The sequence below is a fragment of the Nostoc sp. DedSLP04 genome (assembly GCF_034530775.1).
In the GTDB taxonomy this organism is placed as follows: Bacteria; Cyanobacteriota; Cyanobacteriia; order Cyanobacteriales; family Nostocaceae; genus Nostoc.
This window is the reverse complement of record NZ_JAVRCL010000013.1, coordinates 123,204-138,601: the sequence shown is the minus strand read 5'-3', so window position 1 is coordinate 138,601 and position 15,398 is coordinate 123,204. Positions and strand designations below refer to the sequence as shown.

The 15,398-nt window shown below is 40.3% G+C and carries 14 protein-coding genes; 9 read left to right on the top strand and 5 right to left on the bottom strand.

What is annotated here, in order from left to right; genetic code table 11:
• Positions 1 to 243 precede the first annotated feature (243 nt).
• The gene (gene era / locus RMX89_RS10615; protein WP_322683795.1) at positions 244 to 1,218 is read right to left on the bottom strand and encodes a GTPase Era; all 975 of its coding nucleotides are present in this window, start codon (positions 1,216 to 1,218) and stop codon (positions 244 to 246) included.
• A gap of 429 nt (positions 1,219 to 1,647) precedes the next feature.
• Between era and RMX89_RS10610 the strand changes: the two genes are divergently transcribed.
• The 3 genes from RMX89_RS10610 to RMX89_RS10600 all read left to right on the top strand — a co-directional run bounded on the left by RMX89_RS10610 (position 1,648) and on the right by RMX89_RS10600 (position 3,720).
• Positions 1,648 to 2,730: an ATP-dependent 6-phosphofructokinase gene (locus RMX89_RS10610; RefSeq protein ID WP_322683863.1), complete on the top strand. Its 1,083-nt coding sequence runs from the start codon at positions 1,648 to 1,650 to the stop codon at positions 2,728 to 2,730.
• A 487-nt stretch (positions 2,731 to 3,217) separates the two neighbouring features.
• Positions 3,218 to 3,457 carry a hypothetical protein gene (locus tag RMX89_RS10605; protein ID WP_322673447.1) on the top strand — a complete coding sequence of 80 codons (240 nt, stop codon included), beginning with the start codon at positions 3,218 to 3,220 and terminating at the stop codon, positions 3,455 to 3,457.
• Between the two features lie 29 nt (positions 3,458 to 3,486).
• Positions 3,487 to 3,720, top strand: coding sequence for a type II toxin-antitoxin system RelE/ParE family toxin (locus RMX89_RS10600; RefSeq protein ID WP_322688905.1), 234 nt, complete (start codon positions 3,487 to 3,489; stop codon positions 3,718 to 3,720).
• Positions 3,721 to 3,813: 93 nt separating this feature from the next.
• On the opposite strand, the gene RMX89_RS10595 is transcribed toward RMX89_RS10600, so the two are convergent.
• Positions 3,814 to 4,938 (bottom strand): succinylglutamate desuccinylase/aspartoacylase family protein, encoded by a 1,125-nt coding sequence (locus RMX89_RS10595; protein ID WP_322688904.1) that lies wholly within the window; start codon positions 4,936 to 4,938, stop codon positions 3,814 to 3,816.
• A 137-nt stretch (positions 4,939 to 5,075) separates the two neighbouring features.
• Here RMX89_RS10595 and RMX89_RS10590 point away from each other — a divergent pair, with 137 nt between their 5' ends.
• From RMX89_RS10590 to RMX89_RS10570, 5 genes are read left to right on the top strand one after another with little or no spacing between them, the layout of a single operon-like run.
• Positions 5,076 to 9,131 carry a tetratricopeptide repeat protein gene (locus RMX89_RS10590; RefSeq protein ID WP_322688903.1) on the top strand — a complete coding sequence of 1,352 codons (4,056 nt, stop codon included), beginning with the start codon at positions 5,076 to 5,078 and terminating at the stop codon, positions 9,129 to 9,131.
• A 6-nt stretch (positions 9,132 to 9,137) separates the two neighbouring features.
• The gene (locus tag RMX89_RS10585; protein ID WP_322688902.1) at positions 9,138 to 9,644 is read left to right on the top strand and encodes a hypothetical protein; all 507 of its coding nucleotides are present in this window, start codon (positions 9,138 to 9,140) and stop codon (positions 9,642 to 9,644) included.
• Between the two features lie 47 nt (positions 9,645 to 9,691).
• Positions 9,692 to 9,964, top strand: a complete 273-nt coding sequence (locus RMX89_RS10580) for a hypothetical protein (RefSeq protein WP_251959623.1) — start codon at positions 9,692 to 9,694, stop codon at positions 9,962 to 9,964.
• On the top strand, positions 9,961 to 10,380 hold the full coding sequence (locus RMX89_RS10575; RefSeq protein WP_322688901.1) for a PIN domain-containing protein: 420 nt from the start codon (positions 9,961 to 9,963) through the stop codon (positions 10,378 to 10,380). Before RMX89_RS10580 ends, RMX89_RS10575 begins: the two co-directional genes overlap by 4 nt.
• Positions 10,381 to 10,399: 19 nt before the next feature.
• Positions 10,400 to 10,831 carry a hypothetical protein gene (locus tag RMX89_RS10570; protein ID WP_322688900.1) on the top strand — a complete coding sequence of 144 codons (432 nt, stop codon included), beginning with the start codon at positions 10,400 to 10,402 and terminating at the stop codon, positions 10,829 to 10,831.
• A gap of 87 nt (positions 10,832 to 10,918) precedes the next feature.
• Here the strand turns inward: RMX89_RS10570 and RMX89_RS10565 are convergent, their stop codons facing one another.
• From RMX89_RS10565 to RMX89_RS10555, 3 genes are all read right to left on the bottom strand, one after another.
• The gene (locus RMX89_RS10565; protein WP_322688899.1) at positions 10,919 to 11,557 is read right to left on the bottom strand and encodes a histidine phosphatase family protein; all 639 of its coding nucleotides are present in this window, start codon (positions 11,555 to 11,557) and stop codon (positions 10,919 to 10,921) included.
• A gap of 571 nt (positions 11,558 to 12,128) precedes the next feature.
• Complete coding sequence (locus RMX89_RS10560) at positions 12,129 to 12,311, bottom strand: CsbD family protein (RefSeq protein ID WP_100900626.1); 183 nt, start codon at positions 12,309 to 12,311, stop codon at positions 12,129 to 12,131.
• A gap of 355 nt (positions 12,312 to 12,666) precedes the next feature.
• Positions 12,667 to 13,119 (bottom strand): hypothetical protein, encoded by a 453-nt coding sequence (locus RMX89_RS10555; RefSeq protein WP_322688898.1) that lies wholly within the window; start codon positions 13,117 to 13,119, stop codon positions 12,667 to 12,669.
• A gap of 253 nt (positions 13,120 to 13,372) precedes the next feature.
• Here RMX89_RS10555 and uvrB point away from each other — a divergent pair, with 253 nt between their 5' ends.
• Positions 13,373 to 15,370: an excinuclease ABC subunit UvrB gene (uvrB, locus tag RMX89_RS10550; RefSeq protein ID WP_322688897.1), complete on the top strand. Its 1,998-nt coding sequence runs from the start codon at positions 13,373 to 13,375 to the stop codon at positions 15,368 to 15,370.
• Positions 15,371 to 15,398: the final 28 nt, after the last annotated feature.

Here is a 15,398-nt window from a genome sequence, read left to right as displayed (position 1 = left end):
GTCATTTGTCATTTGTCATTTGTCATTTGTCATTTGTCATTTGTCATTTGTCATTAGTTATTAGTCTTTTGGCTTTTGTTTTTTGCTTTTTTCACCTGCCAATAACCAATGACAATACAACTCTTGGAGAGGCTGCGTCAACGGCTTACCTCGACTTTGCTCGGTACAAGTCGCTCAGTACAAGTTACCAATGACCAATGACCAATGACAAATGACCAATGACCAATGACAAATGACCAATTATTATTCTTCCACGCGATAGCCTAACTCTGCTAAACTAATCCGCGACTGTCGCCATTTTGGCTGGACTTTCACAAACAATTCTAGATAAACTTTGCCAGCGATTAATTTTTGAATTTGTTCGCGGGCTTCACTACCAATTGCTTTGAGCATTGCTCCACCTTTGCCGATGAGTATGCCTTTTTGAGAATCACGCTCGACGTTGATGGTAGCAAGTACGCGGGTAATGCTGGGAGTTTCTTCTACTAGATCAATGGCGATCGCTACTGAATGGGGTACTTCTTCACGAGTCAATAATAAAATTTGTTCTCGGATCAATTCACCCATAATAAAGCGTTCTGGCTGGTCAGTTACCAAGTCTGGAGGATAATATAATGGCCCAATTTCTAAATGTTTAATTAATAATTCTTGAAGTTGCGGTAATCCGGTACTAGTCTTGGCAGAAAATTTCACGATTTCCCATTCATGGGATTGGGCCATTTGGGCGTAACTATCATCTAGAAACTGCGAATCAGCCGGTTGTTGGTCGGTTTTGTTCATACCCAGAATTACTGGTGTTTTGCTGCGACTAAGCAATTCGGCAATGTAGCGATCGCCCGATCCACAAGCTACAGATCCATCTACCACAAATAACACTACATCTACCGATTCAATGGCAATTTTGGCATTTTGCACCAATACTTCGCCCAATTGATGATGGGGCTTATGAATTCCTGGTGTATCTACAAATATTAACTGCGCTTCTGGTGTAGTTAATACACCGCGCAAACGGTTACGTGTAGTTTGTGCTACTGGTGAGGTGATGGCAATTTTCTGTCCTACTAACTGATTCATCAAAGTAGATTTACCGACATTTGGACGACCAACAATGCCGATAAAACCTGATTTGAATTCAGGAGGAGCCTGGGGAATTGTTACTTCTTCTGAAAAAGAGAAAGTGTAATTTTCAATACTAGTCACCTTTGGCTCCACCCTCATATTTTCTAGCTGGGATAACTTGGTTTTTTCTTAGACACAAAACAAGCATAAAATTACCCTGGCATTTTTAGGGTTTGCTTTTGCCGAGGTTTAATCTACTACTTGCTCTACACTTATATTTTACAGCTGAGATAACCTTAGTTGTAGTATTCAGGAGTCAGAATTCAGTAGTCAGAATATTAAAAAAATTAAACTCAAAGTTTACCTCATTTCATCGCCGATCGTACTAAACCCACATAAATTTTGACTTTTAGCTCAAGAGGTGCTGAATTTTTAGACTTTGTTTTGTTTTTAGATCCAAAAGAAACATAAAATTACTTTGGCATTAACAGAGAGGACTTTTGCTTGAGTTTAATCTACTGCTAACTTTGGCTTAAGTTTCATCGACTACTTAACGTATACATTTGGATCAAAATGTCAATAAAAAATGTGGGAGAACCCAAACGCATAGGAATTCTTACGAGTGGAGGTGATTGTTCTGGTTTAAATGCTGTGATTAGGGCTGTAGTAAATTGTGCTGTAAATACTTACGGCTGGGAGGTTTTAGGAATTCGTCAAGCGACTCTAGGATTAATGGCGCGTCCGCCGCAATTTACCAACCTGGAAGTTGACCGAGTTGACTCATTGTTAACTGCGGGTGGCACAATGTTGGGGACGACCAATAAAGGCGACCCTTTTGCTTTTCCGATGGCGGATGGAAGTTTATGCGATCGCTCCGAAGAAATTATTGCAGGTTATCATGAACTAGGTTTAGACGCTTTGATTGGTATCGGCGGCGATGGTAGCTTGGCAATTTTGCGTCGCCTAGCTCAACAAGGTGGTATTAATTTAGTAGGTATTCCCAAAACCATTGATAACGATATTGGCGTTACCGAACACGCCATCGGTTTTGATACAGCAGTCAATATTGCCACGGAAGCACTAGACAGGTTACATTTTACTGCTGCAAGTCATAGCCGAGTCATGATTTTGGAAGTAATGGGTCGTGATGCCGGACACATAGCAATAGCTGCGGGAATTGCGGGGGGAGCGAATGTAATTTTAATTCCCGAAATTCCTTACACAGTTGAGCATATTTGCCACAAAATCAAAGAACGCCAAGAGAAAGGCAAAAACTATTGTTTGATAATTGTTTCTGAAGCGGTTCGTACCCACGATGGGGAAAATGTGACGATTACAAATCGCTTAGGTCAATCTCGATATGGCGGAATTGGTGAATATTTGGCAGATAAAATTATTGAACACATTGGTGTAGAAACACGAGTTACAGTTTTAGGACACATTCAACGCGGTGGAACTGCTTCACCACTAGATAGATTAGTTGCAACAGCTTTTGGTGTTGCAGCCGTTAATCTAATTGCAGAGGGTAAATACGATCGCATGGTAACATGGCAAAATCGCCAAGTATTAAGTGTACCAATTATAGAAGCGATCGCTCAATATAGCGCTGTCGATCCCAATGGTACTTTAGTTAAAACCGCTCGTGGTATGGGTATTTATTTGGGAGACTGAATATACATGGTACAGGCACAGCATAGCTGTGCCTATCAAAGTACAAAGTTTAGTAGAAGATGTAAATGACGCGGGAATTTTACCACTGGGGAAATAAAATACAGATGCAATAACTTCTTCATCTGCGCGATCGCACAATAATTACTAAAACCATTTCAGATTAATATAATCATAATATTATGTCTGTTAATCTTGTGAGTTTTGATAATGTTTGTTAGCTGTGTTTGGAACAGCAACAAAGTAGTTGAAGTTAAATTGATTTTAAATAAGCGATCGTACTTATTTACAAAATAAAAATGCGTAGACGCAACGCGGCTGGACTTACTGACAGTCAAGCTGGTAAAGTAATTTCCGCACAGGAAGTTAGGGCAAAATTAAGAAATTACACCAGTATAAAATGAATAGTGATCGCCATGTCAAAACACCAAAACGCGATTGCATTTATAATTGAATTTATAACCTAAGTTTAGAGTAAGAAAGACAAATTATGAAAAGTGAACAGGAACGCGAACAATTAATTAAAGAGATTAACGTACTGTTAAATCAAGCTTATGATAGTACTTTAGATGAGATTTACGCACTACTTCAAACAATCGAAGAAGAAGAAGAAGAAGAAGATTTAAAAGCCTACGATAAAGCAAAAAAAGAAGCTAATCTTGATAATTCAGTGTCATGGGAAGAAGCTAAAAAAGAACTAAAGACAGGAATAAACAAGGAAGTGGCGTGAGTTATAAAGTTGAAATATAGAGGGGTGCATTGAAGCAACTTAAAAAAATACCGTCAGAACTTCAAGAACGTATACAAATTAAAATTGATGATTTAGCTACAGAACCACGTCCGAATAAAGTTAAAAAGCTAAAAGGGAAAGAAAATGCTTATAGAATTAGAGTAGGTGACTATCGCGTTATCTATGATATTTTCGACGATATTCTAATGGTAAATGTTGTGGAAGTCGGACATCGTAAAAATATTTATAAAGATGAAAGTTGAGAAGCAAGAAAAACTTAGAGCGATCGCACTCCACAAACCCAAACGCGATCGCATTAACTTATTGCTCCTATCTTAATTACGAACTGCTATTCCTTAACTAACAATTCCCAAGACAAACTCACCTTCATTAACAGCTTGATTGGTTGCGACATCATAAACTAATCCATCATGTTGAGCGCAGACATCAATTACACTAGGTAGTTGACCTTCTTTATTAAAACTGAGAATTTGATACAGCTTGTCTCCAGCTTTGACTGTACTACCTAATGCTATTCTCGATTGAATCATCCCACCTGCGATCGCATAATATTTTTTTCGGTTGCTGCTAGATGCAAAAGTCATTTCATGGGTTTTTGTGTCACCTGATACAGACATTTGCAGTACACCTTTTTGTGCTAAATAATTTTTTACACCCCGTACACCTTTAGCAACTGAATCAGGATTCATTTGCATTCCTGAGCCTAATTCTAGTGTCCAAGCTTCCACATCAAACTTGATTTCTCTACCCAACTCTTTAAAACAAGCTTCCAGCGCTAACCAAGGTTTGATAAAAGCTTCATCAAAAGCATCACCATCGTATTTATTAAGCAAGATTCCAAAATCGAGTAGAAAGTGTTTTGCACTGTCTTCTCGATTTCGGAAGTAATAAACATAGTCTAACGCTTGATTTGTAGAACTATGTAAATCAATTAAGTAGTCTGCATCTAAACTCAGGTTTTGTAACTTGTAGCCAAAAAGCTCAGTGTAGGGCACTGCACTAGGAGAATTAATTTTTTCTAAAATTTTCGCAAATTGTTGCTTAATTATAGTTAGATAATTTTGTCGAATGACCTCTAGATCGATATGAAGTTGAGATTTAGTAAAAGCTACTAAATCATCAGCTTCTTTTTCGTAGTCCCAAAATATGCGATTCCAGTCTTTAGCTTCGTAAATGCAGTAACGTCCAGGCGAAAAATGATGAGCGCGCTCATTCGTCCCCATTGGATTACAAACGGGAACTAGCCAAATTTCTCCAGTTAAATCTGTATCATTTATTGTTAAGAAAAACTCAATTAGCTGGTGAATAACGGCATTACCAGCAATTTCTGCACCGTGCAGATTAGATTGAATGTAAACCTTTTTACCAGGTTGAGCGCCGATGAATTTGTATAGTTGTAAAGATAGGCGATCGCCCGAAGCCATTTGACGTAATACAATAGTCTCAATATCTGGCTGCATAAAATAATTCGCTGATAATTTGAGTACATTATCGCTGTATCTGCACTGAATTAAAACTCAATCTTCCTCTCTGTGCCTCTGCGTGAATTACTCAAATTAAGCTAGCATCAATTTACCCAGTAACCAGCACAGCAGCAATGGCAACAAATTGGTTGCGAATCACCCATCAAGGCGAAACAATCCAACTTTCTTGGCAACGCGGATACGAAAATCCTCGCCTAGCCCCAGCAGTCCCTTTCCAACAACCCTTCGATGAAGAAAACGCGGCTGAATTGCGCTGGTATTTAGAAGATTATTTACAGTTTCCTTACGGTATTTTTCCAGATAACGCTGTAAAAATCGAACAAAAATTACAGCACTGGGGACAACAGCTATTTGAGCTAGTATTTCGCAGCACAGAAAAAGGAAGAGAGTTTTTTCAAGAAGCTACACGGGAAGGACTCGATAAATGCGAACTGGGCATCATTTCCGATAACGCCAACGTGCTGAATTTACCTTGGGAATTGCTGTATTCCCCCGACTATCAATTTCTTGCACCTTCACTGGCGGGGATGTATCGCAGTCTCAGCACTCAGGGCGTAAAAGCACCATTGCCACCAATGCCCGATGACCAATTGAATATTTTATTAGTTATTGCCCGTCCTTATGACGAGCAAGACGTAAATTTTAAAACCATTGCCCGTCCTTTGCTGGCGGCGTTGCAACCAATACGTCAGCGAGTCAACCTGAAAGTATTGCGTCCCCCTAGCTTGAAAGCATTTGAAGCAGAACTCCAGGCAAATAAAGGTTTTTACCATATCGTCCATTTTGATGGACATGGAAATTTTGACAGCGATACTCAAGGAGTTTTAGTCTTTGAGGATGAGCAGGGTAATGAGCAACTTGTTAGTGCCAGAGAAATTGCCCAATATTTAACAGATTGTCGCGTGCCGATTTTTGTACTCAATGCTTGTAAGTCTGGGCAAGTAGGCGAAGAAGCTTTTTCTTCTGTGGCGGGACAGTTGGTGAAATTGGGGGCAAAGGGTGTAGTAGCGATGGCGTATTCAGTTTACGCCAAAGGTGCAGAACATTTTGTTGGGCGGTTGTATGGGGAATTAGTCAGGGGAGAGTGTATCGCTACAGCCGTCGCAGCTGGACGCAAGTCCATGTCTATTGAAAAAATGCGCCCCAGTCCGAAAGGAAATTTACCTTTACAAGATTGGCTTGTGCCAGTGCTGTATCAGCAGGAACCCTATACGCCTTTTGTTCCTCAAAAGACAGCACCCAGTTTTGCTGATTTGATGGCGCAAGCGGACAACATTTCAGAAAGCAGCAAAGCTATAGGTTTACCTGATGAAAGTGCTTATGGTTTTATTGGGCGAGATTATGAGATTTTGCGTTTAGAGAGAGCATTTCGGCAAAATCATCTGGTTTTGGTGCAGGGAATGGGCGGCGTTGGTAAAACTGAGTTAGCCGCAGGTTTCGCCCGGTGGTTAAATGATACTCAAGGACGTACAGGCGGTATGTTCTTCACCTCCTTTGAACAGGGTGCGGGGTTGAGTCAGGTAATTAACCAAATTGGTAGGGCGTTAGGAGGTGAGAGATTTTCCCAAATGATGCCAGAACACCAAGAGGATGTGGTGCGGCAATATCTGCAAACTAATCCTTGCTTGTTGATTTGGGATAACTTTGAACCTGTCAACGGTTTCCCTACGGGGAATGAACCATTATTGAGTGGGGAAGAAAGAAACAAGCTGAAGCGGTTTCTTAAGGAATTGCGGGGTGGTAAATCTTGGGTATTAATTACCAGTCGTCGTGAAGAACCTTGGCTTGATTGCGGGTATAGTTTAATCAACTTGCGGGGGTTGTCTCAAGCGGATGCCCAAGAGTTAGCCGCGAAGATTTTGCAAACGGTGGGCGTGGAGAGAAAGAACCTACCAGCAGAGTATTTGGAATTGTTGCAATTGTTGGGGGGACATCCGTTGTCTTTGCGGGTGGTGTTGCCGCATTTAAAGATGCAGACACCTGTGCAGTTAATTGAGGCACTGCGGCAGGGGTTGGATACTTTTCAGGGAGTGGAGGAGGAAGGTAGGGATAAGTCGCTAACGGTGTCGTTGGATTATTCGTTTGCGAAGTTATCGGAGAAGGCGCAGCGACATTTACCGTTTTTGGCGTTGTTTTCTGAACGGGTTGATGTTGATTGGCTGCATATTTTTTCAACGAACCCTGATGATAGTGATGGAAAAGCTTATCAGGCGGTGTTTGGGGAGAACTTACAAAAAGCTGATTGGTTGCAGCTGCTTAATGAAACCGCCGCCGCAGGTATTATGGAATATTTGGGTGGAACTATTTATAAAATTCACCCCGCATTACCTTGGTATTTGCGCCAGCAGTTAAACAAAATAGCTTCTCAAGAGGTGATTAATGAACTGGAAAAAAAGTTGCTATTTTTCTACGCTTGTTTGGCGGATAAGTATCACCAGAAACTCATCAGCAACGCAGAATATGCAACTTTTATACTGCGAGTGGAAGAACCAAATCTGTTGCAAAATCTACGCCTAGCCGAACAGCAACAGGAATGGGCTGAAGCACAATCGATTCTACAAGCCTTGCAAGTCTATGAGCGCATCGGGCGCAAACCTGAATTTAAGTCGCTGCAAAAACGGGCGCTGAAGCAAATTGGTATCCACTTGGCAGATGCAAAAGCAAAGGGTAAAGATGCTGTTGATTTCTGGATATATTTGCGGAGTTACGAAGCTAATGAGGCACTACTAAGTGCTAATTTGGCAGGCGCAAGTAAAATTCATCAAGAAATTCTCGATGAATTGATCCCTTTAAATGACCTTTCAGAAAATAACATAATTGCTGTTTCTTATAACCAACTGGGCATAGTAGCCCAAAAGCAGAGGCAGTTTGATGTGGCAATTGATTACTACCACAAGGCGCTGAAGATATATGAAGATGCCGAGGATTTCTACTTTGCTGCTCATGAATATCACAATCTGGGCAATGTTGCCTATGAGCAGAGGCAGTTTGATGTGGCGATTGATTACTACCACAAGGCGCTGAAGATATATAAAGATGCCGGAGATTTTTACTCTGCTGCTCGTGAATATCACCAACTGGGCATGGTAGCCGAAGAGCAGAGGCAGTTTGATGTGGCGATTGATTACTACCACAAGGCGCTGAAGATATTTGAAGATGCTGGGGATTTCTACTCTGCTGCTTATGAATATCACCAACTGGGAAATGTTGCCCAAAAGCAAAGGCAGTTTGATGTAGCTATTGATTACTATTACAAGGCGCTGAAGATATATGAAGATGCTGGGGATTTGTACTCTGCTGCTCGTGAATATCATAATCTGGGCAATGTCGCTTATGAGCAGAGGCAGTTTGATGTAGCTATTGATTACTACCACAAGGCGCTGAAGATATTTGAAGATGCTGGGGATTTTTACTCTGCTGCTAGTGATTATCACCAACTGGGCATCGTAGCCCAAGAGCAGAGGCAGTTTGATGTAGCTATTGATTACTACCACAAGGCGCTGAAGATATTTGAAGATGCTGGGGATTTTTACTCTGCTGCTAGTGATTATCACCAACTGGGCATCGTAGCCCAAGAGCAGAGGCAGTTTGATGTAGCTATTGATTACTACCACAAGGCGCTAAAGATATATGAAGACGCCGGGGATTTATACTCTGCTGCTGATGACTATTACACACTGGGCAATGTCGCCTATGAGCGGAGGCAGTTTGATGTAGCTATTGATTACTTCCACAAGGCGCTGAAGATATTTGAAGATACTGGGAATTTGTACTCTGCTGCTAATGACTATTACGCACTAGGCATGGTAGCCGAAAAACAACAGCAGTTTGATGTGGCAATTAACTATTATCAAAAAGCCTGGGAAGTTTATCAGCAATTCAAGGATTGGTATTGGGCTTCACAAACATTAACTAAATGGGGAAGGGTTTTAGAAGCTCAAGAAAATTACGCTGAGGCTTTGCCAATTTATATTCGTGGTTTAGCCATTGGCTTACAGCATATTCAAGATTCGATTGGTTATTATATCAATGCTTTAGCCCGTATGCTCCAGCAGTTAGGTGAAAGCCAGTTTCAAACCATTTGGCGCGAGGCGACGGATGAAGAGTGCGCTGGAGAGGTGCGCGAGGCAATTTGGACAGTACGGGATGAGCTAGAAACGGAGTCGTAGGGTGCAGTGCAAGATTTATTGCCAACTCAAATCATTCATAAGTTTTATTTAAGCATTGTTTGCGATGATCGCACAGATCGCACTACCCTAAAGAGCGATCGCATAAGCTTTTGTCAAAAAGTTGTAATGTTAAGGCTTAATGTCGTAACCTTAAGCCTTAATCTTATGATGCTGGTGATTAATGTTGTAACGTTAAGCCTTAAAGTTATAGCGTTAAGCCTTAAAGTTATAACTTTAAGGCTTAAGGTTATAGCATTAAGCCTTAAAGTTATAGCGTTAAGACTTAATGTTGTAATGTTGGTGACGACAAGACATTCACTTATAACTGCGATCGTTGATTCAGGTACTATTTTGCAGCCAGTTCCATCCTTTGAGTCACAGCCAGAGAAGCCGAAAAGACAAACAAAAATCAAAGCTTTGCAAGGCTGGTTTGAAAAAACACAACCTACACCTTCTGATTTTGACCCAGACCAAGCCAGATGGGAAGCTTTAAAGGAGAAACATAATCTGTGAAATTGCCTGAAATATTATTTAATTATATATAGATGAGGAAAAGCAATATGCAAGCCTACAAGCTGAACGCCACAATTGACGAATCCGGTCATTTAATTATTGACGAACCTCTAAATATTGCTCCTGGAAAAGTGGAAGTGATTATTTTGCAGCCAGTTCCATCCTTGGAAACTTCTACTGAGTCACAGCCAGAAAAGCCGAGAAGAAAGTCTAAAGTCAAAGCATTTGAAGGGTTATTTGAAAATGCCCCACCCACACCACCAGACTTTGACCCAGACCAAGCCCGATGGGAAGCTTTAAAGGAGAAACATAATCTGTGAAAATCTTGTTAGACACCAACATCATTGTAGATGATGCCCTTGAGCGTGAACTTTTTCTAGAAGCAAGCGAACAAGTGTTGGTGCTAGTTGAACAAGGACAGGTAGAAGGTTATATTTCCGCCTCAACTTTTAGTGATTTGTATTACATCATCCGTAGGGCAAGAGGTCGAGAGTGGACACTTACTTATTTAAGGCAATTGGTCAACTTCTGCCAAGTCGCCATCGTAGACAGTACTACAATCAACATGGCACTAAACCTTAACTTTAGAGATTTTGAAGACGCTATTCAATACAGCAGTGCGGTACTCAATCACTTAGATGCTATTATTACTCGCAATCCTAGAGATTTTCCAGTTGCTACCCCCAGAATTATCACACCTGAAGAGTTGATTCAGGAACTAACAAATACTCAATAAATATTTAAGTCAAATATATATGAATGCCCAATTAACCCCTGTCGAAATCCAAGAGTTTCAGCAACTTCTGCAAGACGACACCCCAGCGCAACAAGCGCTTACTACCCTGCAACAACACAACGGTAATTTAGAAACCAGTTTTGATGCACTCTGGCAAGAGAAAGTCGGCAAAACAGATTATGGTAAGGGCAAAAAATCTCTCTTACAACTCACCCTCGACGAAATCCGCGCGGAAATCTGTGGTGATGATGGTTTACGGGGCAAAATCAAAGAATACACCAATAACCCTGGTAGTGCTTCTTTGTTTAACAGTGTTATTGGCTCACTGGTTGCCGTTGCAGCAGTACATGGCATCCCGATTGATGGGGCGATCGCCACAATTGTCGTATTATATATTTTAAAAATCGGAATAAATGTTTTGTGCAAATACACTGAGCCAGATAACAAATAACGAGCAAGGAAATAATAACTCCTAACTCCTAACTTCTAACTCCTAACTCCTAACTCCTAACTTCTAACTCCTAACTCCTAACTTCTCTCACGTTCCCGGTAAATTTCGCAACCGCTCATCCAAATGAGTACGGTCTGCCAAAACCTTTAATAGCGGCCCATGCGAACTAAATTCTACAATACTGACCGAAGCAACAGGGCATCCTAAACGAAAACGAAAGCGTCCCACATCAACCCCTAGTAAACTACACAGAATAATTCTGATAGTTGCCTTATGTGAAACCACTAAAACATTACCACTAGTGTAATTTTGCTTGATTTCCTCAATTACCTGCAAGGCACGATAAGCAATTGTAACTGCCATTTCTCCACCATTAGGCGCATTCCAAGCGGGATCTGCTGACCAGCGAATATAATCATCGTGATATTCACGACTAATTACTTCTGGCGTTTTTCCTTCCCACAAGCCATAATTGATTTCCTTCAAACCATCCCTAAGTTGTGGTTCTATCCCTATTGCTTCATACAAAGGTTTTGCTGTTAATACAGTTCGCTGCATTGGACTACAAAATATTGCTGTCCAATGCATAGAACTATATGTATCTGCAAAAGCTTTTGCCATCTCCAAGCCTTCTGGAGTAAGTTCTGAATTTATAGAACCGCAAAAGGAATTATTGCGGCTGCATTCTGTCTGTCCGTGACGGAGGAAATAAAGAGTTAGGTTCACCGTATATTCTCATCGATTGTGAATTTAAAAGCGCTAACTATCAGATGTAGCTGAAGATAGTTAATGCCTGTGGTATATTACTACAATTTTTGAGATTTAAATTGAAAAATAATTCAGAAGCCAGAATGGGCTAAACCTTAGCTATCCGCTAACAGGAGTCAGAATCAAGACGTTTGCGGACTCGAAGGAGCTGCGCTATCAGTCGGGAATTCAAGCTTTGAAACCCCCATTTCCTTGTAGGGAAGGGGGGCTAGGGGGGTTAGGTTTGCGAGGCTTTGATGTTATGAAAAATACTTGTTCATTCATCCTCTTAGCTACGCTCGTCGTAGACATTGCCATTATTGCTTTTTAATAATTATAAAAATAAATTAAGCATAGATATAGAGACGTAATTAATTACGTCTCTATAAAATTTCTGTCAATCAAGCTAGTCCTTTATCTTTCAACCCTTGCTAAGAATAGAATAAAGGTGCATAGCATTGAATGTTTAGCATTTCGTAATTTTTTCTTGCAAAAATGGAATGCACCCCATTTATATCCCTAGAGTTTCTGCAAAAAAAATCATGAATTACTAGTCAATGTTTTTCTTTACATTATCTTTCACGTCTTCAATTCCGTGACGTACTTCACTTTCAGCTTGCTTTGCTTTACCTTCAGCTTTATCTTCTGGATCTCCAGTGACGTTTCCTAATGCTTCTTGGGCTTTACCTTCAACATTTTTAGCAGCAGCCTTTGCGCGATCTTCTATGCTCATTTTGATACTCCTGATTTAATTAAAAACTAATTTCAAAGCTATAAACTAACTTTGAAACTCTTTGTTATTACCTTTACACAGTAACTTAAAGTTTTTGCTAAAGCCTTCTACCACAAGGCAGATTCAATAATTCGTAATTCGTAATTCGTAATTCGTAATTAAAAAAGTGAGTTTTAGTAAGCGTTCTGGCTGTTAGTTGAATATAAAATAAAGTAAAATAAAGTGAGAATAGTTTAGTTACCTATGCTAAAAGACATAGAACAAATGTCACAGATGATAATTTTTACTTTTTAAATAAAAAAAACCCAGTTTCGTAGAGAAAATGGGTTAATAAAGTTACGGGGATGTTTTTTGTTTAATCTAGAAAACCCATCAGGTTTTCAGAATTGTCAATCTCATTTGATGCTATCGGACGATTACCGAATGTCGAATAGCTTTCATCAATTACCAATGAACTTGAGGCAATTGGACGAATTCCAGAGAGATTCATACTTTCAACAATTTGGAATTTATTAGCACCAATTGGGCGAATACCCATTGCGTTATAGGTTTCAACTACTTCCAAACTACTGGTGCTAACAGGACGCACCCCAGAAATTGAAAGGTGTTCAGCAACTTCTAAGTCGCTAGCGCCTATGGGGCGAATTCCAGAAATGGCGAGTGTTCCAGAAGCTCCTACTGGCAGTTCATTAACTTCCTCGGCTTTATCTGCATTCAAGCTTTGGTCTTGTTGATTTTCAACTTCCTGTGTAGACTTGGCATACTTCTGCCGAGAACTGGTTGCTTTGCCAGTGTTGCTAATAGTCATAAACGAACACCTCTAGTTTGTTAACTGAATTTTACAATAATTAAGGAAAGATGAAATTTTTTCCCATATACCTTAGAGTTTAACCTTAAAAAACCCCATATAGATATAAGAATCTTTAAAACAAATACATAAGTAAATTTAAAGCAATAATTTTTGTAAATAATTATTACTATTTATTTGCTCTAATAAGCCAGCTACAATAGATACAGAGCGGAATCGTCACCATGAGATCGGGTATTTACAGCAAAACTGTATGACAGAATTTTCTCTTCAAGCTCCCTTTAGTCCCACAGGCGATCAACCACAAGCGATCGCTAAACTTTCTGCTAGTATCCAATCAGGCAATCGTTACCAAACTTTACTAGGAGCCACTGGAACTGGCAAAACATTTTCCGTAGCAGCAGTTATTGAGAAAATTGGCAAGCCGACTTTAGTACTGGCGCATAATAAAACCCTGGCTGCACAGCTTTGTAACGAGTTGCGGGATTTCTTCCCGAACAATGCAGTTGAGTATTTTGTCAGCTACTACGATTATTATCAGCCAGAAGCGTATATTCCCGTCACCGATACTTATATTGAAAAAACGGCAGCAATTAATGATGAAATAGATATGTTGCGGCATTCGGCAACGCGATCGCTTTTTGAACGTCGTGATGTCATTGTCGTTGCTTCCATCAGTTGCATCTACGGTTTGGGAATGCCGTCAGAATATCTGAAAGCTGCCATCCCTCTTCAGATAGGTATGGAAGTAAATCAGCGTCAAATCTTACGAGATTTGGCAAACGTTCAATATAGCCGTAACGACATCGAAATGGGTCGGGGAAAATTTCGCGTCCGGGGTGATGTTTTAGAAATTGGCCCAGCTTATGAAGACCGAATTATTCGCGTCGAATTCTTTGGTGATGAAATTGACGCAATTCGCTATATCGATCCGGTAACAGGTGAAATTCTCAAAAGTTTGGAAGCGGTAAATGTCTATCCTGCACGTCACTTTGTCACCCCAGAAGAACGATTAGAAGTAGCTTGTCATGACATTGCAGCCGAGTTAAAACAGCAAAAACTAGACTTAGAACAAGCAGGGAAACTATTAGAAGCGCAACGCATAGATCAACGTACACGCTATGACTTGGAAATGCTGCGCGAAGTCGGTTACTGTAACGGTGTCGAGAACTATTCCCGTCACTTAGCAGGAAGACAAGCTGGAGAACCACCAGAATGTTTAATTGATTATTTTCCCAAAGATTGGCTATTAGTTATTGATGAATCTCACGTTACCGTGCCACAAATTCGCGGCATGTATAATGGCGACCAAGCGAGAAAAAAAGTTTTAATTGAACATGGATTTCGGCTTCCTAGTGCTGCTGATAACCGTCCTTTAAAAGCCGAGGAATTCTGGCAAAAAGTAAATCAGTGTATTTTTGTATCAGCAACTCCCGGAAATTGGGAATTAGAAGTTTCTGAAGACCATATAGTTGAACAAGTAATTCGACCAACTGGGGTGATCGATCCAGAAATTTCTGTGCGTCCCACAGAAGGACAAATTGATGATTTGTTAGGCGAAATTAAAGATAGAGCCGACCGCCATGAACGAGTCTTGATTACTACATTAACTAAGCGGATGGCGGAAGATTTAACCGAATATTTGCAAGACCACGGTATCAGGGTACGATATTTACATTCCGAAATTACTTCTATTGAGCGCATCGAAATTTTGCAGAATTTGCGCGAGGGAAATTTTGATGTATTGGTTGGTGTGAATTTGCTGCGAGAAGGTTTGGATTTACCGGAAGTTTCATTAGTAGCAATTATGGATGCAGATAAAGAAGGTTTCTTACGAACCGAGCGTTCCTTAATTCAAACTATTGGTAGAGCCGCGCGTCACATTCAGGGACAAGCGATTTTATATGCCGATAATCTGACAGGTAGCATGATTAAAGCTATTGATGAAACAGACAGGCGGCGTGGGATTCAAACAGCACATAATCGATTGCATGGGATTACACCACAACCGATTGTGAAAAAATCAAGTAATGCAATTTTGGCTTTTTTAGATGTATCTCGGCGGTTGAATGCAACTGATTTAAAAGTAGTAGATGAACATCTAGATGAACTGCCATTAGAACAGATTCCCCAATTGATTACTCTGTTAGAAACGCAAATGAAAGAAGCGGCGAAGAAACTAGAATTTGAAGAGGCGGCAAAATTGCGCGATCGCATTAAGCATCTGCGAGATAAAATGCTAGGACGTTGATGATATTCAATCTATGACCTCAAAGTTC

What these genes read in the sequence shown, in the direction of transcription:
- era (WP_322683795.1), bottom strand. Translation starts at nt 1,218, where the DNA reads ATGAGGGTGGAGCCAAAGGTGACTAGTATTGAAAATTACACTTTCTCT.
- RMX89_RS10605 (WP_322673447.1), top strand. Translation starts at nt 3,218, where the DNA reads ATGAAAAGTGAACAGGAACGCGAACAATTAATTAAAGAGATTAACGTA.
- RMX89_RS10595 (WP_322688904.1), bottom strand. Translation starts at nt 4,938, where the DNA reads ATGCAGCCAGATATTGAGACTATTGTATTACGTCAAATGGCTTCGGGC.
- RMX89_RS10590 (WP_322688903.1), top strand. Translation starts at nt 5,076, where the DNA reads ATGGCAACAAATTGGTTGCGAATCACCCATCAAGGCGAAACAATCCAA.
- RMX89_RS10580 (WP_251959623.1), top strand. Translation starts at nt 9,692, where the DNA reads ATGCAAGCCTACAAGCTGAACGCCACAATTGACGAATCCGGTCATTTA.
- RMX89_RS10570 (WP_322688900.1), top strand. Translation starts at nt 10,400, where the DNA reads ATGAATGCCCAATTAACCCCTGTCGAAATCCAAGAGTTTCAGCAACTT.
- RMX89_RS10560 (WP_100900626.1), bottom strand. Translation starts at nt 12,311, where the DNA reads ATGAGCATAGAAGATCGCGCAAAGGCTGCTGCTAAAAATGTTGAAGGT.
- RMX89_RS10555 (WP_322688898.1), bottom strand. Translation starts at nt 13,119, where the DNA reads ATGACTATTAGCAACACTGGCAAAGCAACCAGTTCTCGGCAGAAGTAT.
- uvrB (WP_322688897.1), top strand. Translation starts at nt 13,373, where the DNA reads ATGACAGAATTTTCTCTTCAAGCTCCCTTTAGTCCCACAGGCGATCAA.